The organism is Micromonospora sp. DT44 (assembly GCF_049841635.1).
Lineage (GTDB): Bacteria > Actinomycetota > Actinomycetes > Mycobacteriales > Micromonosporaceae > Micromonospora.
Window position 1 is genome coordinate 1 of sequence record NZ_JBNCKS010000021.1, and the last position, 20,379, is coordinate 20,379.

The 20,379-nt window shown below is 68.8% G+C and carries 13 protein-coding genes, 1 tRNA gene and 1 pseudogene; 7 read left to right on the forward strand and 8 right to left on the reverse strand.

The genetic code is table 11. The annotated features are described in order from the left end of the window. Nucleotides 1-182: 182 nt before the first annotated feature. Nucleotides 183-1,919 carry a metallophosphoesterase family protein gene (locus ACLQ25_RS14235; protein WP_425731349.1) on the reverse strand — a complete coding sequence of 579 codons (1,737 nt, stop codon included), beginning with the start codon at nt 1,917-1,919 and terminating at the stop codon, nt 183-185. A gap of 144 nt (nt 1,920-2,063) precedes the next feature. Between ACLQ25_RS14235 and ACLQ25_RS14240 the strand changes: the two genes are divergently transcribed. Beyond that, nucleotides 2,064-2,137 (forward strand) — tRNA-Thr (locus tag ACLQ25_RS14240). Nucleotides 2,138-2,516: 379 nt separating this feature from the next. On the opposite strand, the pseudogene ACLQ25_RS14245 reads toward ACLQ25_RS14240, so the two are convergent. Continuing rightward, a pseudogene (locus ACLQ25_RS14245) lies at nt 2,517-2,651 on the reverse strand (site-specific integrase); the annotation flags it as partial. 657 nt (nt 2,652-3,308) lie between these two features. Here ACLQ25_RS14245 and ACLQ25_RS14250 point away from each other — a divergent pair. Beyond that, on the forward strand, nt 3,309-6,440 hold the full coding sequence (locus ACLQ25_RS14250; RefSeq protein WP_425731350.1) for an ice-binding family protein: 3,132 nt from the start codon (nt 3,309-3,311) through the stop codon (nt 6,438-6,440). Between the two features lie 711 nt (nt 6,441-7,151). Here the strand turns inward: ACLQ25_RS14250 and ACLQ25_RS14255 are convergent. Further along, on the reverse strand, nt 7,152-7,607 hold the full coding sequence (locus ACLQ25_RS14255; protein ID WP_425731351.1) for a tyrosine-type recombinase/integrase: 456 nt from the start codon (nt 7,605-7,607) through the stop codon (nt 7,152-7,154). Nucleotides 7,608-8,227: 620 nt separating this feature from the next. Between ACLQ25_RS14255 and ACLQ25_RS14260 the strand changes: the two genes are divergently transcribed. Next, the gene (locus tag ACLQ25_RS14260) at nt 8,228-9,085 is read left to right on the forward strand and encodes a hypothetical protein (RefSeq protein ID WP_425731352.1); all 858 of its coding nucleotides are present in this window, start codon (nt 8,228-8,230) and stop codon (nt 9,083-9,085) included. A gap of 322 nt (nt 9,086-9,407) precedes the next feature. Here the strand turns inward: ACLQ25_RS14260 and ACLQ25_RS14265 are convergent, their stop codons facing one another. The 4 genes from ACLQ25_RS14265 to ACLQ25_RS14280 form a co-directional block, all read right to left on the reverse strand. Next, entirely contained in the window at nt 9,408-9,596 is a 189-nt protein-coding gene (locus ACLQ25_RS14265) for a DUF397 domain-containing protein (RefSeq protein WP_425731353.1), read from the reverse strand. A gap of 225 nt (nt 9,597-9,821) precedes the next feature. Continuing rightward, nucleotides 9,822-10,088: a hypothetical protein gene (locus ACLQ25_RS14270; RefSeq protein WP_425731354.1), complete on the reverse strand. Its 267-nt coding sequence runs from the start codon at nt 10,086-10,088 to the stop codon at nt 9,822-9,824. Then, on the reverse strand, nt 10,085-10,267 hold the full coding sequence (locus ACLQ25_RS14275) for a hypothetical protein (protein WP_425731355.1): 183 nt from the start codon (nt 10,265-10,267) through the stop codon (nt 10,085-10,087). The genes ACLQ25_RS14270 and ACLQ25_RS14275 overlap by 4 nt, the downstream gene beginning before the upstream one ends. Nucleotides 10,268-10,415: 148 nt before the next feature. Next, on the reverse strand, nt 10,416-11,627 hold the full coding sequence (locus ACLQ25_RS14280; protein WP_425731356.1) for a helix-turn-helix domain-containing protein: 1,212 nt from the start codon (nt 11,625-11,627) through the stop codon (nt 10,416-10,418). A 136-nt stretch (nt 11,628-11,763) separates the two neighbouring features. Here ACLQ25_RS14280 and ACLQ25_RS14285 point away from each other — a divergent pair, with 136 nt between their 5' ends. The 4 genes from ACLQ25_RS14285 (at nt 11,764) to recD2 (ending at nt 18,948) form a co-directional block, all read left to right on the forward strand. Beyond that, a complete protein-coding gene (locus tag ACLQ25_RS14285) occupies nt 11,764-12,174 on the forward strand; it encodes a winged helix-turn-helix domain-containing protein (RefSeq protein ID WP_425731357.1) in 411 nt (136 codons plus the stop codon). A 135-nt stretch (nt 12,175-12,309) separates the two neighbouring features. Further along, a complete protein-coding gene (locus ACLQ25_RS14290) occupies nt 12,310-12,933 on the forward strand; it encodes a hypothetical protein (protein ID WP_425731358.1) in 624 nt (207 codons plus the stop codon). A gap of 386 nt (nt 12,934-13,319) precedes the next feature. Next, entirely contained in the window at nt 13,320-16,670 is a 3,351-nt protein-coding gene (locus ACLQ25_RS14295) for a DEAD/DEAH box helicase (protein WP_425731359.1), read from the forward strand. 73 nt (nt 16,671-16,743) lie between these two features. Then, nucleotides 16,744-18,948 (forward strand): SF1B family DNA helicase RecD2, encoded by a 2,205-nt coding sequence (gene recD2 / locus ACLQ25_RS14300; RefSeq protein ID WP_425731434.1) that lies wholly within the window; start codon nt 16,744-16,746, stop codon nt 18,946-18,948. A gap of 479 nt (nt 18,949-19,427) precedes the next feature. Here the strand turns inward: recD2 and ACLQ25_RS14305 are convergent, their stop codons facing one another. Beyond that, nucleotides 19,428-20,258 (reverse strand): AraC family transcriptional regulator, encoded by an 831-nt coding sequence (locus ACLQ25_RS14305; RefSeq protein WP_425731360.1) that lies wholly within the window; start codon nt 20,256-20,258, stop codon nt 19,428-19,430. Between the last annotated feature and the right edge of the window lie 121 nt (nt 20,259-20,379).

Below are 20,379 nucleotides of genomic sequence, written 5' to 3' on the forward strand. Positions count from 1 at the left end.
AACGACGTCAGCGAGCGACCAACACGATTTTCAGCCCGGAACGGGCCACCTCGCCAGAGGCGACAAGGACTAACCCCACCCGCCCCCACCCCCGGGGTGGCCCCGTTGATCATGAAGTTATCGCCATCGCGGTCGGCGTGTCGGAGCAATAACTTCATGATCAACGGGGCTTTGGGGGTCCGTCAGGTGAGGACTACTGGGGGTTCCGTTAGGTGGGGGGTCAGGGGGGTTTTGGGGGTCAGCCAGCTTGCCGTCGGGGACTGGTCGGGGTTGACCTGCCAGTTTCGGGATACCCGGTCGACGCCGATGGCGTACACGGTCAGCGTGCCGTCCGCGTCGATGCGCAGCCGCAGGAACGACTTGGAGTCCTCGATGCCCTGGCCGGCGAACAGTTCGTTGACGTTCACCCCGAAGGCGCCCGCCACCAGCAGGTACGCCGCGACCAGCTGACTCGCCACCAGCCCGATGGCCGGGCCGTACACCACCACGGCGGCGACCGCCGGCAGCGGCCACGGCCAGTCGTAGAACGGCAGCGCCAACCAGACCCAGGTGCCGCCGGCGGCCAGCGCCACATGGGCCACGCCGTGGCCGACGCCGAGGAGCCAGTGCCGGGCGTGCCGCTTTCCGCTGGCGCTGGGCGGCTTGGCGAACAGGATCGCCGCGATCACCGTCACCAGCACCATCAGCACCAGCGGAACGCTGAACAGCCGTTGGTCGCTGCTGTCGCCCCAGTTGGCCGTCGCGCCCGCCATGGCCAGCATCAGCAGGGTGTGCAGGGTGCCCAGCAGAGTCGCGAAGCCCGGGTTGCGGAACGGCAGTCGTCCGAAGATGCCCCAGCCGTAGCGGCGCGAGCGGGCCGCGTCTGGATAGCGGGCCACCAGGTCGTACGGCTGGGTGCGGCTGGCCCGCCGGGCCAGCGTGTCGCGCGGTGGCACCTCGAGGCGCTCGGGCAGCTTGTGTGTGGGGTACAGGTACGCCCCACCACCGCCGCAGGTGATCAACTGTCGGTCGTGCCCGGCATAGCGGGCGTAGTGGTGCAGGTCGCCGGAGAGCAGCAGCCGCACCCGTGCCCCGGTCGGGTCGATGATCGTCCGGACGAAGTAGTCGACCGAGTCGTACGCCGTCGGGTCGTCGGCGGCCTTGACCCACGTCGGCGACGGCGTCGCGATGATCACCTTTGACTCCGGGGTGAGCCGCCGGGCCACCTCGTCGAAGTAGGCCAACTGCGGATCGTCGAGGTACGAGCCGGACTGGTCGTCCACGCCGAGCAGCCACCAGCCGGCCGGCAACTCCACGGCGAAGTACGACCGCGACTGCCCGGTACGCCAGCCGGCGAAGTTACGGTCCCGGGAGCGGACGAACAGCCGCAGGAAAGCGGTCAGGCCGTCGTACCAATCGTGGTTTCCCGGCACGGCGAACAGGGTGGGACGGTCGGGCGGCGTGGCCGGCAGCGCCGCCTGGTAGGGACCCTTGCAGCGGTTCTCGTACTCCGCGTAGGCCGCCGACGGGTAGACCTGGTCGCCGCCCATCACCAGGGTCTGCGCCCGGGGCAGCCGGTGCCCGTCCACGGTCAGCTCCGGCTGCGCCAGCAGGTACGCGACGGAGTAGGTGGCGTGGAAGCCGTCGCCGAGGTCGGCCACATAGTCGAGCCAGAGCCCACCGTCCGGCCCGGCCTGGCGGAAGATGTCGTCGCCGAAAGCGTTCTGCAACTCGCGCTTGTCGAGGTACGCGCCGAAGAGGATCGCCAGCAACGTCCGGATGCCGGTGCTGATCAACAGGAACGGCGCCAGCCACGGCACCGGCTTGCGGGGGGTGAAGCCCAGTTCCAGCGGGTCGGTGGAGCGTGGGCGGCGAGGAGCCGGCTCTCCGTCGGGTTGCGCGTCCGCCGGTGCCTGGTGATCGTCGCGTTCGTCAGTCACCCGCCGCAGCGTAGTACCGGTCTGCGTGCGGTGCTGTCCGGTAATTGGCCGGATGGCGGTGCTTGTCCGTTTGACGGCGGCGGGAGCGTCGGGGGTATCCCGCTCCGCCCAGAGGTACGGGGTGCCGTACACTTGCTGATCGTTGCCGCCTTAGCTCAGTCGGCTAGAGCGACGCACTCGTAATGCGTAGGTCGACGGTTCGATTCCGTCAGGCGGCTCAAGGAGAGGCCCTGACCGGCGGGTTCGCTGGTCAGGGCCTCATTTTCATCGATGGGGTTTTGAATCGCCCCCCGAAAACCCCACCGGCGATCAGGTTCCGCGCACCTGCCAGCGGAGGTGCAGGGTCTACTTGGCCCGGCGCCTCCCACGATCTTGAGGCGTAGGGCCAGTTGTCTCCGGAGCTGTCGCCGCCGCCCAAGCGAAAAGGGGGCACCGAATCCGATGACAGCCCCATCCCTCTCACCCTCGGCGAGGTCCGCTAGTACCTATATCTGTCGGAGGCGGAGGGTTCTTGACCGGCTACTTCTGGCAGTGGTGCTCCGGCAGCTACCAGGCCCACCTGTCGGCGTGCAGGTCCGACTACAGAATCAGGTACGGCGCCTCCTTGTCGATCAGGGTGGCGACGGTCTTGCGGAAGGTGTGCGGGATGACCCATTCGGGGCCGGCGTCGGCGCGGGCTTGAGCCCACTGGCGGCGCACATTCTGCGGTGACAGCCGGCTGCCGTTCCGGGATGGGCCTTGTCCGGCAGGTCGAGCTGCACCTCGTGGGAGAGGGGTGGGTCGATGTCGAAGAAGCCGAACACGACGGCGGGCAGGGTGTACTCCAGGTCTGCTGTCCGCGGGTCCGCCCGGAGCAGGCCGTTGTCGGCGAGTACAGCCAGGTAGTCACGAGAGGGCAGCTCTGCAGCTTCAGCGGCCTGAACTCGTCGACGCAGACCCCCTGCCGTCGGCGGGTGGGTGGTCGTAGAGGTCCAGGATCCGGCGCATCTTCGACGTGATGTCGGGGCCTGTGCTGGCCTTCCACGTCTTCATGGCCTGCCACGAGATTGCGCGTTCGTGCTGGACGCTACGGACGGTCTCAAGGCTGATGGTCGTGACGTGGGTCAGCGCGCCGGCTAGCTCGGAGGTCGCAGCACAACTCGCAGCCTTGGAGAATGCAGGCTAGCCAACCTCAGAGCTTTATGCCAGTTCCATCCATATTATCCGTTTTGCCAGGATACTCTGCGAGCGAGGTGTTTCGGGCGTTCGTCACCCGGCAGGGCGCGAGCTGACAGCTTGTGCGCGCTGCCTCCTGCCGGGGACGGGATCTTGATTGGCGGGGGAAGTTCAGTGTCGGTGATTCGCTTGGCTCGCGCGTGTCGCGTACGCCGTCGTCGTACGGCCTTGGTGATGGCGGGGGCGGTCGCAGCCACGACGATGATGGTCGGGCTCGTCGATTCGCCGGCCTGGGCCCAGACCGCGGTCCCGCTCGGCACCGCCGAGACCTACGGGGTGTTGGCCGGTCAGGCGGTCACCGACGTCCCGCCCCCGGTCGGTCCTTCGACCATCAACGGGGACCTGGGGGTCTGGCCGGGCACGTCGGTCACCGGCGCTCCCGTGGTCAACGGCGCGATCCACGTCGGTGACACCCAGGCGATGCAGGCCCAGTCCGATCTGACCACCGCGTACAACTTCGCGGCGGCGGAGCCCACGACCAGTATCGTGAGCGCCGACCTCGGCGGCCAGACGCTGGTCCCCGGGGTGTACACGTCACCCGCCACCATGTCGCTGACCGGCACCGTCACCCTCGACGGGCAGAACGATCCCGACTCGGTGTTCATCTTCCAGGCGGGATCGTCCCTGATCACGGCCGTCGACAGTCGGGTCAGCCTGATCAACGGCGCCCAGCCGTGCAACGTGTTCTGGCAGGTCAGCAGTTCGGCGACGCTGAACACCCGGACCGTCTTCGTCGGGACCATCCTGGCGTTGCAGTCGGCGACGCTGGGTGAGGGAGCAACCGTCGCCGGGCGGGTCCTGGCCCGCAACGGGGCCGTCACCCTGATCCACAACACGATCACGCGGCCGTTCTGTGCCGCTGCCGTCGCGCCGCCGACCATCGCGAAGGCGTTCGATGACGCGATCATCCCGGCGGGCGGGACGACGGCATTGAGCTTCACCCTGGCCAACCCCAACGTGGGTACGGCGTTGACCGGCGTCACCTTCACCGACGCGCTTCCCGCCGGCCTGGTGGTCGCCACCCCCAACGGCCTGACCGGCTCCTGCGGTGGTGGCACGATCGCGGCGACCGCCGGTGGCGGCAGCATTAGCCTGACCGGCGCGACCCTGCCAGCCGGTGGGAGCTGCACCTTCTCGGTGAACGTCACCGCCACCACCAGCGGCACGAAGGTCAACACCAGCGGCCCGGTGGACTCGACGGAAAGCGGCCCGGGTGCCCCCGCGTCGGCGACCGTCGTGGTCGGTGCGGAGGTCGTCGCCCCGCCCACGATCGCGAAGGCGTTCGATGACGCGATCATCCCGGCGGGCGGGACGACGGCATTGAGCTTCACACTGGCCAACCCCAACGTGGGTACGGCGTTGACCGGCGTCACCTTCACCGACGCGCTTCCCGCCGGCCTGGTGGTCGCCACCCCCAACGGCCTGACCGGCTCCTGCGGTGGTGGCACGATCGCGGCGACCGCCGGTGGCGGCAGCATTAGCCTGACCGGCGCGACCCTGCCAGCCGGTGGGAGCTGCACCTTCTCGGTGAACGTCACCGCCACCACCAGCGGCACGAAGGTCAACACCAGCGGCCCGGTGGACTCGACGGAAAGCGGCCCGGGTGCCCCCGCCTCGGCAAGCGTCACGGTTGCTGCCGCCGTACCGCCGACGATCGCCAAGGCCTTCGGGGCGACGACCATCGCTGCGGACGGGACGACCTCGCTGAGTTTCACCCTCAGCAACCCGAACGTGAGCACGGCGTTGACGGGGGTCGGTTTCACCGACACGTTGCCGGCCGGCCTGGTGGTCGCCACCCCCAACGGTCTGACCGGTTCCTGTGGTGGTGGCACGATCTCGGCGACCGCCGGTGGTGGGAGCATCAGTCTGGCCGGTGCGACGTTGCCGGCTGGCGCAGACTGCACCTTCTCGGTGAACGTGACTGGCACGACCAGTGGGACGAAGGTCAACACCAGCGGTCCGGTGGACTCGAACGAGAGCGGCCCGGGAACCCCCGCCGCAGCGAGCATCACGGTCAGGGTGGCCGCCGCACCGACGTTCACCAAAGCCTTCCAGGATTCCACCATCCCGCTCGACGGGACGACGACGGTGGGCTTCACCCTGACCAACCCCAACACGAACACCACGCTGACCGGTGTCAGCTTCGTCGACAATCTCCCTGCGGGGCTCGTGGTGGCCACGCCCAACGGCGCGCAGACCACCTGCGCCTCCGGCACGATCGTGGCGACTGCCGGTAGCAGCAGCATCAGCCTGTTCGGCGCGACCCTGCCAGCCGGCGCGACCTGCACCGTGTCGGTGAACGTCACCGGTACGACCACTGGGACCAAGGTCAACACGACGCTCCCCGTCACCTCGGTCCAGAGCGGCCCAGGTGCCCCTGCCTCGGCAAGCGTCGCGGTCGGCCCAGCCGTCATCGCAGCGCCGACGATCTCGAAGGCGTTCGGGGACGCGACCATCCCGGCGGGCGGGACCACGTCGCTGAGCTTCACCCTGACCAACCCCAACGTGGGCACCGCGTTGACCGGGGTCACCTTCACCGATGCACTTCCCGCCGGCCTGGTGGTGACCACTCCCAACGGTCTGACCGGAACCTGCGGTGGTGGCACGATCTCGGCGACCGCCGGTGGCAGCAGCATCAGCCTGGCGGATGCGACCCTGCCGGCTGGCGCAGACTGCACCTTCTCGGTGAACGTCACCGGCACCACAAGCGGAACGAAGGTCAACACCAGCGGCCCGGTGGATTCGAACGAGAGCGGCCCGGGCGCCCCCGCCTCGGCGAACCTCATCGTCGGGGCTGTCGCCGCACCGACGATCACCAAGGCCTTCCGGGATGCCACCATCGCCCTCCACGGGACGACGACGCTCAGTTTCACTCTCAGCAACCCCAACGGGAGTGTGCCGCTGACCGGAGTCGGCTTCGTCGACAACCTTCCTGCAGGGCTGGTGGTCGCCACTCCCGCCGCAGCGCAGTCCACCTGCGCTTCCGGCACGGTCACCGCAGCTCCCGGCGGCAGCAGCATCAGCCTGGCCGGGGCGACCCTGTCGCCCGGCGGGACCTGCACGGTGTCGGTGAACGTCACCGGCAAGACCACCGGAAAGAAGGTCAACACCACGGCCGCCACCTCGGTCGAGAGCGGCCCGGGTGCTCCTGCCTCGGCAAGCCTCACGGTCCGTAAGGGCATCCTGCCCGTCACCGGAAGCGACAGCGCGAGCTACGCTACCGTCGCACTGGCCATGATCGGCCTCGGTGCGGTGCTGATCGGGATGAGCTACCGTGCTGCCCGGCGTCGGCGCCACGCAGCCTAGGCACGGGTCCGAGTCACGAGTGCATCATGTCCGTGATCAGAGGCGAGCCTCGTCGACCGGACGCACCGGTGCCACGCCCTGTGCCTGGGCAAGGTCGTCCAGGCTCCCGGCTCGGCAGTGTCGATTCTTCGCAGGCGGGCGACTCTCGCCACCGGCGCCGCAGCCGCAGCGGTGGTGTTCGCCATCGGCGGTACGGTCGCCTTCGTCGCCAGCCACCGGCCTACCTGTCAGCGACACCCGCAGCCGCCCCCAGCAGTGCCGGATCCAGGAACCCGATTGTCCATCGATTGAAACCTACGGGGACCTGGTCGAACTGCCGTCGGACTGGTCCTTCGCGTCCGCAAGGGTGCAGTGCGCGGAGACCTGGGCGGCAGCCGACGTGAAGAGCCCTGACCGCCGGCGGCAGCGGGACATGCATGTTTCCCCGTTTACCCCCCGAAAACCCCTGCGAAGCATCGACCGAAAGTGAGAAGTGCTGACCGGTTGCCGGCTGGATCTGAGCAGGTCAAGGCTCAGATCTGACGATCAATGACAAGCTTCACGCCATCACTTTCGGTAGGCGTAGGTCGACGGTTCGATTCCGTCAGGCGGCTCGGAAGACGAAGCCCCTGGTCAGTTCGCTGACCAGGGGCTTCGTCGTGTCCGGCTGGCGAACGCCGGATCATGCCTATCGGCCGATCTGGATCTGAGGACAAAGCTGAGGACACACCTTCACCCGGCCGCCTTGCGAGCCCGCCGTTCAGCAAGATCCGACACCGGCCTGAACAGGACCCGCTCCGCCGTCTGCGCGGCCTGCCGGCTGAGCTTCTCCGACGGCGTCGCGTACCGGCGCGCCGTCCGAATGTCGGCCCAGCCCATCACCTTCTGGACCGTCGCCGAGTCGTGCCCGGCGTCGAGCAGCATCGTCGCCGCCGAGTGCCGCGCCACGTGCGTGCCGCTGCGCGGCAGACCCGCCATAGCGAGGATCTCGTACCAGTCCTCCAGGTCCCGGCGGGGGTCGATCGGACGGCCGTCCGACTGGCAGAACACCAGCCCGTGATCCCTGTACTCGTCACCCAGCGCCTCGCGGGCCAGGTCCTGCTGCCGCTTGAGCTTGCGTAGCTCGCGGACCAGCGTTCGCGGCAGCGCGACCACATCGGTGGCCACCTCGTCCTCGTCCGGCTCCATCCACGTCTTCGGGCGCGACAGCTGCAGCCCACCCCCCTGGCGCTGGGGGCAGCGGGCGGCGTGCCGGTCACACCCGGCCGGACACGGCTCCGGACAGGCCCGCTGATGCCGCGAGCACCGCTCGCTGCGGACCCGGTCCGGACATCGCCACGCCGGGATGAAGCTGGCCACACACCGAGCGGCCGGCCGGCCAGGGCGAGCCCGGTTGCACCGGTGACACGGCTGTCGAGAACCGCGACTTGCTGCTCGAGTAGCCGGCAGAGCTGGATTCCCGGGTCCGTCTCGTCGACCACGCCCGCCGGGCGGCCGCGCAGGGCAGCCCATGCCGAGCGGACCCGGCCGCCGGTGCGGCGAGCCTGCTCGGTGGCGCGCTGCGCGTGGTAGCCGACCCACGCCTGCCGGGGGCCACGCACGTTGTGCTCGATCGACCACCGCTCGGCCTTCCAGGTGCGGATCGGGAACGCGCGGCGGCGCTTGCGGTCGAACACGGCCCCTGTCTCGTCGACGAGGTCCTTGCGGAGCAGCTGCACGTGCTGGGCGCGGCGGGTGTGTAGGCCCCACAGCCACGGGGACAGCAGTGACGCCATGCCGGAGCCGACCGCGAACGGCGTCGGCGTCCAGTGCTCGGCGTTGAAGTGGGAGTAGTTGAGGGCGGCGACGACGCCGGCGATGAGGTACGCGCGTCGCCGCATCTCGGCTGCGGTGCCGGTCGCGCCGAGCAGCAGGGCGTCGTGGGCGTGCCAGTTGACGTAGAGGGAGATGGACTCGACTGTCGCGGCGCAGACCAGAGCGACGCCGGCGCGGATCAGCGGATGCCAGCTGTCGGGGGTGCGGGTGAACGCGTACGCAGTCTGCCCACCGACGGCGGCCGCGTTGACCAACAGCAGCGGCCCGACCGTGCGGGCGGAGCCTGCGAGGGCGGCGAGCTTGCGCCGGCGGCGGGCCCACACCTTGGCCTTGGTTTTGCGGCGCTTGCGGTCGGCGCGTTCCTGCTCGCGCTCGGCCTCACGGCGGGCGGCCCGGTTCGCGGCCGCCTGGTCGCGAGCGAACTGGTCGTCGAGGCGGCGGGCTTCGTCCGCAGCACGAGCGGCGTCGGCCATCTCGGCGGCGGTGAGCCGCCGACGGAACATGGTCATACGCCCATCTTGGCGCGTCTGGCATTCCTGGCGCAACTGGCGTTACAGTCACGGCATGTCGGTGCGGGTATCTCCGGCGTGTCTGGCGTGAGATCATCCCCAGATGGGACGAGCAGGGGGCGCAGGTTGAGCGGCGGCAGCGTGTGGGTGAGCCCGGCGGAGGCGGCCAAGCTGCTGGAAATCTCGCTGCGTCAGGTGCAGCGGTCCCTGCAGGACGAAGAGCAACGCGCCCACGAGTGGGGTCCGGAGGGGACGGGCTGGCGGTTCAAGCCGCTGTCGACCCGTGGCGCGTACCAGCTGCGGCGTAGCGCGGTGATGCGCAAGGCCGGCGAGCCCGAGTAGTCGTACGGCGAAGCGCCCCCGTTTACCGTGATCCGGTGGTCGGGGGCGCTTCGTCGTGCGGGTCGAGTCTTCGGGTGGCTCGGCCCTTGCCTCGGCGGTAAAGCTGCAGCGGTGTCGGCTCGGTCGGCCACTCGCCGGCTTGCCGTTGCCGGCACTGTGGGCGGGGGCAGTCGCACCACCAGCCAAGGTCCTCGGCGAGGATCCGGTCGCCGCCGCAGTCGTGTAGGGAGTTGGCGAGGATCCGGGGCATGCAGCCCATGCACCGTGATGGGCCTTGCGTGAGGGGCCGACCGGCGGTGGTGTCGATTGGCCCCTCCACCGGTCAGAAGGTCTGGCCGGCCTGAACGCTGGCGACGAACGTCGACCACTCGGCCTCGTCGAAGATCACCTGCTCGGTCGGTCGCTGCGAGTTCCGCACAATCCGGTTGCGGTCGGCGTCGACGCCAACCTCAACGCAGTTGGGGCCGGAGTTGTCGCACCGGTTCGGACGAACGAACGTGAGCTCCTTCAACGTGTTGCTCCTTTCCTGAGCCGGCCGTCGGGTGCGGCCGGTCGTCGGTGAGGGGTGGTCCGAGGTGCCACAGGTCGTGGGCGACCAGCTCGCCGAACGCGTCCGCCCACGACCAGCACCGGCCCCGGGTGCCGCAGCGGGGACAGCGGCCGTTGACGGGCCGGTGCGTGGTGATCGTCTGCCACCAGCGGCGCGCCGACGGGGCCGTGGGCGCGAGGGCGGTGCTCACGGCCGCTCACCGGCGGCGGTGGCGGCCAGGACGTCAACGCCGACCAGAACCTCGTAGCACCACGGGGCGGTGCAGTCCGCCGTGGCCCAGCTGCACTCCACGCCGTGGCCGTGCACCCAGGCGAAACGCGGGTCGTCGGAGTCCTGGATGTTGACGATGACGATGTCGTGGTAGGTCTGGCCCTCGATGCCGGGGCTGGGTTGCCACTCGCGGGGTGCCACCGACACGCGGGTGCCGGGCTCGGGCATGGCCTGGTCGGTCATCGGCCCGGCCGATCGTGGCCGCTGGCGCGGTGGTGCGCCTGCGTGATGAGCCGGGCCTGAGCCAGGAGCAGCCGCTTGGCCCGTTCCTGCTCGGCTTCCTGGATGCGCTGGCCGGTTCCGGGTGGGACGGGCGGCGGGGTCGGGGTGAGCAGCCGCCGCAACCTTCGGACGATGTGCACGGTGTCGCCTCCCTCGCCAGTAAGGCGGTGGCGGCAGAGCGAACAGCCGTCCTACGCCGCGCGACTCCCTGCCGCCACCTTGCGATGACGCTAAGCAACCACGAGGGTGGCAGGGGGTACGCGGCGTACCCAGTGACTCGGTGTACCCCTACTGGTCGGGGGCCGCGATCCGGCGAGCCAGCTCGGCTGCCTCGCCCCGGATCGCCGCCGGAGCCTCTCGGGCTAGCCGGCCGGCCATGTCCTGCGCGGCCGGCGAATACCGGACCGTCTCCGGAGACGTCGCCTCGGCCCGCGTCAGCAGGTGCAGCGTCGCTTCCCGTGCGCCTTCCATGTCTGCGGACCGTGCCAGCTCGACCAGGTGACGGCCGCGGCGCTCGACCGACGGGATCGTCGCTGGATCCAGGGCGTGGGCCCGGCGCTGCGCCTCATCCGGGTCGCCGAGGTCCACGGCGCACATCACCGCGTAGACGTCAACCAGCGGCCGGGACACTCGGGTACGCAGCCCCACGTACCCGTCGGGCAACGCACGCTCGACGACACGACGGGCGGCATCCCAGTCCGACCACGCGCCCTGGTCGCCCGTCCGTGCACGCGTGAGCGCCGAGCACAGGTGCAAGTCGGCCAGCATCTCCGCCCACTCGGTGCCGCCGTCGGCGACTCGGGGCTCGATCAGGGACCGGGCTTCGCCCAGGCGGGCGAGCGCTTCGTCACCGCGGCCGACGGCGCGGAGCAGGTGCGCGGCGTACCAGCTGGACTGAGCGATGGCCAGGGGATCGTCGGCGTCGAGAGCGGCCGCCATCCCGCGGTCGACGGTGAGCCAGCACAGTTCCCGGTCGCCGTGCCACGCCAGGTACGCCTGGGCGAGGTGGTACGCCTGGGCGAGCAATGCCAGCGAGGTCCGACGGTCCCGCCCAGTGTGAAGGCGGGCGGCGCGCTGGGTGGCGTCGAGCAGGCCCGGCAGGATGATCCCCGCCTCGGTGCGCTGGTGCCGGGAGGTGTGCCAGGTCTGCCAGGCGGAATCGACGGCGCCGCGTAGGTACTCGGGTGACTCGGGCTCGCCGGAGATGGTGATGTGCCAGGCGGTCAGCGCCTTTCGGACGTCCTCGACCGCGGGGTGGCTGGGCCGGCCGTCGAGGGACAGCGTGACAGTGGGACCGAATAGGTCGCCGAGGTCGTGGACGCCGAGGTGCGGGGCGATCTTCTGCGCCGTGTTCAGGGTCAGCGACCTGCGCCCGTTCTCGATGAACTTGATGGTGGTCGCACCGAGGCCGGCGAGGCCGGCGAGCTGTTCGCGGGAGAGTCCGACGCCGCGGCGGAGCCGCTCGACGCGTTGACCGGGGGTGGGCTGCTGGTCGACCATGGGGCACCTCGCCGGGTCGGGGGTACAACGTGTACCCACCGTACGCCGGAAGGTCAATGCAGGCGCGGAAGCGCTCACGGTTCGGATAGTCAACTACCTGTCCTGACATGTGTAAGTTGCCGCCTACCCTGCGGCGGTGATCTACCCATCGCAGGAGCCGGTCGGTTACCAGGACTTGGCCGAGCTGCTGCGTGCCCGGATCACGTCTGGGCAGCTCAGGCCGGGTGATCGGCTTCCGTCCGAAAGGGAACTGGCGCAGACGTACGGAGTGGCGCTGATGACCGCCCGCGCGGCGGTGAAGCTGCTGCGCACAGAGGGCCTAGCCGAGGCGGTGCGGGGGCGCGGCGTGGTGGTCCGGACGCCGATTGAGGTCGAGCAGGTGACCGTCGAGGTGGGGGCGTGGGTGTCGGCGCGGAACCCGACGCCGGCGGAGCGGCGGACGTACGGGGTGCCGGAGGGTGTGCCGCTGCTGGTGGTGACGCACCCGGACGGTTTGCAGGATCTGTACGCCGCGCATCGACACAAGCTGACCTTCCGGGTGGGTTGAACCCCCCGTTCGGGTCGTTGATCTACACCGAAGGTGAACGGCCTGTTAACCGTTGACGCGGCAACGTTTCGCCATGTGCAAGATGCGGCGGGTGATCATTGCCTCACCCCCCGTCCCGCCCGCGAGACTCCCACGATGGAAGACACCAGGGGGACCGTAGAACAAAGGTCCGAACCACCCGGGGGAACGTCGCGCGCTGAGCTGGCGTTCTTCGCGATCGGCACCGTCGGGCTGACCGTCGCCGCTGTGCTGTGCCTCGTCGAGCACGTCGCCGGGGCGCCCATACCGCGCGGGGTGTACGCGCTCCTGGCGGCGGCGGGGGTGATCGGCCTGAACGGGTGGATGATCGCCTGGTCGTCCGGACGCGCGGAGCGCCGGGCGATGGCCACGGCGCAGGCCGAGCTGAAGCTGCTGCGCGAGGGGCAGGCGGAGGTGTCCCGGGCGCTGGCGGAGCTGACCAGCGTCGTGGAGGACCTTCGCCGACTGGCACCCCGGCCCGCCGTGGCCGTCGCGTCGTGCCGGTCCGGTGGTCACATGTACCTCGGCGGCCAACTGGAGACCGTCAACTTGCGGTCGCCCGCCGTGGACGGTCCGACGGATCCCTCGGGCGCGGTGTTCGGAAAGGCCCGGGAGGGCGTGACGTGGCTGCCGACACCCGAGACGCTGCGGGCGGCGCGCAACTTGGCGAGCAGGGTGATCGCCACCGAGCAGCATCGGACTGAGGACAATCCTGAGGACACGGGCGGAATGCGAATCTGACGGAAGAGGGCTACACAAACGCCCCCACTGCTGGTGAACGTAGGTCAGTTCGCAGCCGTTCCGACAGGCACCGATCACTCGTAATGCGTAGGTCGACGGTTCGATTCCGTCAGGCGGCTCAGGGTGATGCCCTGACCAGCAGATCTGCTGGTCAGGGCATCAATTTCATCGTTGAAGATTTGAGTCGCCCCCCGAAAACGCCCCTGGTGCCGGCTGAGTGGAGTCAGATCGGGACGTTGTGCGAGCGTGGGTGGCCGGCGGTGACGATGCACCGCGGACGATGCGTGAGGTGCGGACGCAGTTCCGAGTAGGCCATTGGTCACGTCGTCCAGCCGGACCAGAAGTTCCCACCAGCCGGGACCGGACTGTGGTTCCGGTTTTCTCGGATGGGTGATGCCCGGATCGGCAGCGCCTGGTCGCTCGGTAGCGTTGATGTCCGATCACCGATCTGGCGGAGGTTCATTGTGAGGCGGCTGGTGCTGACGGCTGATGAGGCGGCGGTGTGTGAGGCCGTCGGGGTCAGATCGTTTGTGCAGGCGCGTTCACTGGTGGCGAGCGGCGCGCTGGTCGAGGTGAGCTGGGACCCGCGTTCCGGCCGTGGGCGGGCCGCCGTGCAAGGCGAGAGATCTGGTTGGGTGACGGTGTCGGTCGTCGTCGGCGTCGACGGCGCGCTCAAAAGCGTCAGTGGCGCGTGCACGTGCTCGGCAGCTCCCGTGTGCGCGCATCCGGCTGCCTTGGCGTTGATCGCCTGCACCTCCGAGGCGTCCAAGCCGCAGCCGCCGTCGTCGTCATGGGAGTTGGCGTTGACTGACCTGGTCAGCGCCGACAGCCCGGCCGTCGTGCCAGGTTCTCCGGAACTGGCGTTGCAGTTCGAGCTCGAAGACGGCGACGGCCGTGGGAAGTGGCGAATCGGGCTCCGGCCAGTAGTGCCGGGCAAGAGGGGCTGGATCCGTAGCGGTGTCTCGTGGGGGACCCTCGGCTTCGGGTACGTCCCTGATTCACCGCACACGCAGCAACATGTGGATCTCTTGGCGGAGTTGCTCGCGCTGGCGGACAACGAGGGGGGTGACCCGTACGGATACCGCTACTACGGCTCGGGTCAGCGCGTCGTCTACCTGGATGAGTTCCGTAGCCGGCGGGTGTGGGACGTTCTGGCCGAGGCGCGGGAGGCGGGGCTGCCGCTGGTGCAGAGCGGCCGGGCCGCGTCACCGGTTCAGGCATCGGCACGTCCGGTGCGATTTTCGGTGCGGGCCGATCGAGTCGCAGCGGGCCTACGGCTACGTCCGGCGCTGGCCGACGGCACGGAGACGATCGATCCCGAGAAGCTGATCGTGGTCGGGCAGCCGGCGCACGGCGTCGCCTGGTGGGGTACGACGGGGCCAGGTTCCTCGACTGATCCGGGTACTCTGCGGCTCGCGCCCCTGGCGAGACCGTTGAGCGCGCGGGTCACGGAGGCACTGGCTGCTCCAGCGATCGTCGTTCCGGCCGTCGAAGAGCCCCGTTTCCTGCGGCAGTACTATCCGGGGCTCGTCCGTCAGGCCGATGTAGTGCCGGTTGACGAGACGGTGGGTCTGCCTGAGCTCGGGAAGGCGACGCTGACGCTGTCGGTGCGGCCGCTACCGGAACATCGTATGTCGTTGTCCTGGGATTGGGTCACCGTCGTCGGGTTGGGAAACCAGGTGGAGCCACTGCACGCCGGTGTGCACCACGATCCTGACCGGGCCGCGACGCTGCAAGGCATCACCGCTCTGGTGGCGGACCCGGCGTACGGGCTGACCGAGCCGTACCCAGCCGGACGGCGGCTGCTGGAGCATGCTGTTGTTGCCGACGACGCGATGCTGCGGCTCGTACGCGACGTGCTTCCCCGACTCGTCGAGATGGACGGCGTCGACGTGGCCGTCAAGCCGCATGACGACGTTCCGGAGTATGTGGAGACGCAGGAAGCCCCGGTCGTTTCGTTTGCGAGCGCGACCGAAGCCAGCGCCGGCACGCAGGACTGGTTCGACCTGTCCGTCCGGGTCACCGTCGATGCTGAGGAGGTCGGCTTCGAAGGGCTGTTCCTCGCGCTCGCCGCTGAACAGGAGTTCATGATCCTGCCCAGCGGTCGCTATTTCCGGCTTGAGCAGCCAGAGTTCCGGCAGCTGCGCGACCTGATAGCGGAGTCCCGTGAGTTGGAGGACGCCCCGCCCGGTGTGGTGCGGGTCGGACGCTTTCAGGCGGGCCTGTGGCAGGAGCTGTCCGAGTTGGGCGAGGTCACCGGTCAGGCGGCGGTCTGGCAGGAGTCCGTGCGCGCGCTCAGCGACGCGAAGGTTGGTCCCGCCGACCCGCCACCGGTGGGGCTAGACGCTACCCTCCGGCCGTACCAGCTGGAAGGCTTCCGATGGCTCGCCACCCTGCACCGGCATGATCTCGGCGGGGTGCTGGCCGACGACATGGGGCTGGGCAAGACGGTACAGGCGCTGGCTCTGATCTGCCGCGCCGTCGAAGAGACGCCCGTCGGTGCCCCGTTCCTGGTGGTCGCCCCCGCCAGTGTCGTCAGCAACTGGGCTCACGAGGCGGCGCGCTTCGCCCCGCATCTCAGCGTCACCCCCATCGTCCAGACCGGCGCGCGTCGGGCCCGAACGCTGGAACAAGCGGTCACCGGATCGCACATCGTGGTCACGTCCTACACCCTGTTCCGGCTTGAGTACGACGATTACGCCGCGCTGCCGTGGACCGGTCTGATTCTGGACGAGGCGCAGTTCGTCAAGAACCCCCAGTCGCAGACGTACCGATGCGCGAGACAGCTACCAGCCGCCTTCAAGCTCGCGATCACCGGTACGCCGATGGAGAACAACCTGGCTGAGCTCTGGGCCCTGCTCTCCATCACCGCCCCGGGCCTGCTGCCTCGGCTCGACCGTTTCACCGACTATTACCGGCGGCCGATCGAGAAGGACAACGACGAGGCACGGCTTGCGCAACTACGTCGCCGGATCCGCCCGCTCATGCTGCGCCGCCGCAAGGCTGAGGTGGTCACCGAGCTACCGGCAAAGCAGGAGCAGATCATCGAACTGGATCTGAACCCCAAGCATCGCCGGATGTACCAGACCTATCTGCAGCGGGAACGGCAGAAAGTCCTCGGCCTGCTCGGCGACATGCAGAAGAATCGCTTCGAAATCTTCCGCTCGCTGACCCTGCTGCGCCAGGCCAGCCTCGACCTGACCCTGATCGATCCGAAACACCACGCCATCGCGTCGACGAAACTCGACGCGCTCTGCGACCAGGTCACCAATCTCGCCGCCGAGGGGCACCGGGTTCTCATCTTCAGCCAGTTCACCCGTTTCTTGACCACCGCCCGGCAACGCCTTGAGGAGGCCGGCGTCGCCTGCTGCTATCTCGACGGCAAGACACGGCGGCGGGCGGAGGTCATCGCCGACTTCAAGAATGGGACGGCGCCGGCCTTCCTGGTCAGCCTCAAGTCGGGCGGCTTCGGGCTGAACCTGACCGAGGCCGACTACTGCATCCTGCTCGACCCGTGGTGGAACCCGGCGACCGAAGCCCAAGCGGTCGACCGTGTTCACCGCATCGGTCAGACCCGCAAGGTCATGGTGTACCGCCTGGTTGCCAAGGACACCATCGAGGAGAAGGTCATGGCGCTACAAGCCAGGAAGGCCGAGCTGTTCAGCAGCGTCCTCGACGGCGGTCAGTTCGCCTCCGCCGAACTGACCGCCGCTGACATCCGCAGTCTGCTCGACTGACTTTCGACGAGGTCGACCACACGCCGGGAATTGGTATCCAAGCATCACCAACGGCACGATGGTCTGCGTGCCCATGACTGCCTCTTCTCGCCCGTCTCCGCATGTCGTTGAGGCGGTGCTGGAGCGGCTGACGTATGTCAACGAGGACACCGGGTACACCATCGCCCGAGTGGCGACCGGGCGTGGCTCGGATCTGCTGACCGTGGTCGGCGCGCTGCTGGGGGCGCAGCCCGGTGAGAGCCTGCGATTGCAGGGTTGGTGGTCGTCGCATCCCCAGTACGGCCGCCAGTTCGAGGTCGTCTCCTACACCACCGTGCTCCCCGCCACGATCCAGGGCATCCGCCGCTACCTGGGTTCCGGGTTGATCAAGGGCATCGGGCCGGTGTTCGCCGAGCGGATCGTCGAACATTTCGGCCTGGACACGTTGCAGATCATCGAGGACGAGCCGGGCCGGCTGGTGGAAGTGCCGGGCCTCGGCCCGAAACGCACGGCGAAGATCACCGCCGCGTGGGCGGAGCAGAAAGCCATCAAGGAAGTAATGATCTTCCTGCAAGGCGTCGGAGTGTCCACCTCGATCGCGGTACGGATCTACAAGAAGTACGGCGACGCGTCGATCAGCGTCGTGAAGAACGAGCCGTACCGGCTGGCCGCCGACGTGTGGGGCATCGGGTTTAAGACCGCTGACACGATCGCACAGGCGGTTGGGATCCCGCACGACAGCCCGCAGCGGGTCAAGGCCGGGTTGCAGTACACGCTGTCGCAGGCCACCGACAACGGTCACTGCTACCTACCGACCCCACAACTGGTCGCGGACGCGGTGAAGATCCTCGACGTACCCGCTGAGCTCACCATTCGCTGCCTCGACGACCTGATCGGTGAGGACGGCGTCGTCCGCGAGCTGCTACCCGGGGCGGACGGGTCGGTCCCGGCGATCTATCTGGTGCCGTTCCACCGCGCCGAGCAATCGCTGGCCGGATCGGTGTTGCGGCTGCTCGGCGATCGTGCGGACCGGATGGCGCAGTTCACCGATGTCGACTGGGACAAAGCACTGGCTTGGCTGAAGGCACGTACCGGCACCGACCTGGCGCCGGAGCAGCAACAAGCCGTCCGCTTGGCGTTGACGTCGAAAGTCGCCGTCCTGACCGGCGGCCCCGGCTGCGGGAAAAGCTTCACCGTCCGCTCGATCGTCGAACTCGCCGTCGCCAAGAAAGCGAAGATCCTACTCGTCGCACCGACCGGCCGGGCCGCGAAACGGCTCGCTGAACTGACCGGCCAACCAGCAGCGACGGTGCACCGGCTACTGAAACTGCAACCCGGCGGTGAACCCACCTACGACCGAGACACGCCTTTGGATGTCGATCTGCTGGTGGTCGACGAGGCATCGATGCTCGATCTGATCCTGGCCAACAAACTGATCAAGGCCGTCCCACCCGGGGCGCATCTGCTGCTGGTCGGTGATGTCGACCAACTTCCGTCCGTCGGTGCTGGGGAGGTGCTGCGAGATCTACTCGCCGCGAACACGGTTCCCCGGGTCCGGCTGACCCAGGTGTTCCGCCAAGCCGCCGACTCCGGGGTGGTCAGCAACGCCCACCGGATCAACGCCGGCCGACCACCGATCCTGCAGGGCATGAGCGACTTCTTCCTCTTCAGTTGCGACGACACCGAAGCCACCGCCGCTCTCACCGTCGACGTCACGTGCACCCGCATCGCGAGACGGTTCGGGTTGGACCCGCGCCGCGACGTGCAGGTCCTCGCCCCGATGCACCGCGGCCCGGCCGGGGCTGGTGCGCTGAACACTCTATTGCAGCAGCAGCTCACCCCGGCCCGGGAAGGACTGCCGGAACGGCGGGTCGGCGGCCGGGTGTTCCGAATCGGCGACAAGGTCACTCAGATCCGCAACAACTACGACAAGGGCGCCGCCGGGGTGTTCAACGGCACCGTCGGCGTCGTCACCGCCCTGTCCACCGACGAGCAAACCCTGACCGTCCGCACCGACGAAGACGAGATGGTTGAGTACGACTTTGACGAACTCGACGAGCTGGCTCACGCGTATGCGATGACAATCCACCGCTCGCAGGGCTCGGAGTACCCGGCGGTGGTCATCCCGATCACGACCAGCGCGTGGATGATGCTGCAACGCAACCTGCTCTACACCGCCATCACGAGGGCGAAGAAGCTCGTCGTGCTCGTCGGCTCCCGCCGGGCGCTCGCCGCCGCCGTGCGCACCGTCGGCGCCGGCCGCCGCCACACCGCCCTCACCCACCGACTCGAGCCATAGCCGGCCATTAGGTGACGTTCCGATCGCCCACTCGAACGCGAATCCCGATCCCGCGTTTGGTAATCGGTCAGACACGGCGCGCTTCCTGGTTCGGTGGCATGTCGCCGATAGGGCAGCACCCTGCTGGCACCTGGCATGCATCGTGGCCCCCGTATACCCCCCCGAAAACCACCGCCAAGTATCGACCGTCAGTGACAAGCCTTGACCAGTCGCCGGCCGGATCTAACCAGGTCAACGCTCGGATGCGGCGATCAATGGCAAGCTCCGGACCGTGACTTTCGGTAAGCGTAGGTCGACGGTTCGATTCCGTCAGGCGGCTCGGCACGGAAGCCCAGGTCATCGACCTGGGCTTCCGCCGTTTCCGCGCCCATCGCTCGAGCTGCGGGAAGCCCTGACGGCTGGTGTGCGAGGTCGACGGGTCCAGTGTGCTGCCGGCCCCGTCGCGGCGGCCGACCTGACCGCGATCCGGGCCGCGCCGGTCAGCCGGGGGTCGAGGACCATGTCGTGACGGCGGCCGAGAAATTTGACGATTCGCTCAGTTCGCGGGCGGGATAGGAATTGTGCCCCTCTCGGCTCCGGCAATACTCGCCCGGCGTCATCCCAAAGTAGGCCCGGAAAGCCTGAATGAACGCGCTCGGGCCGCTGTAGCCGCTGGCCGTGGCGGTCGTGGTCACCGACTCGCCCTCGGCGATCAACCTGAGCGAGTGATGCAACCGCAGCTGCGTCCGCCAGTGCGGGAACGACATCCCGGTCTGCTCCCGGAACAGCCGGCTGAGGGTCCGCGCGCCGGCTCCCACAGCCGTGCCCAGTTCGCTGAGGGTGCGACGGTCGGTGGGATCCTCAAGCAGGATCTCGGCGACGTCGCGCAGCCGGGAGTCGGCGGGGTAGGGCAGCCGCAGGCGCAACGTGGTCGCCCGTTGTAGCTGGTCGAGAGCCACGCGTTCGAGGTTGTCCCGTTCGCCGTTGGTCAGCTCCTCACCCTCGGTGAGGCTGACGATCACCTCGCGCAGGAGCGGAGAGACGGCCAGGGCCATCGGTTGATCCACGCCCAGCGGGTTCAGGGGGCGGTCGAACATGATCGCGCGCATGTCGGTGGGCCCGTAAGCCCGATGCGCGTGGGCGACACCGGCCGGAACCCATACCGCCCGGTCCGGTGGCACCGTCCACATTCCCGTCGGCGTCGATACTCCCAGCACGCCCTTGCGGGGGCAGACGAGCTGGTGGCGCTCGTGGTTGTGCCAGTCGATCCGGTCGCGGTCGGCCAGGGGCACCCGGGCGGGACCGTCCACGTCGTGGCTGCTTGGCGACATAAGTCGGCAGGATATCGATAGCCGGCAACTGGGATGACAGGGCATTCTTCCTTCGGCCCCCGGAACGGGAGAGTTGATGGTGGACGAGACGAGTCGCCGAGCGAATTCGGCGCATCCTGGT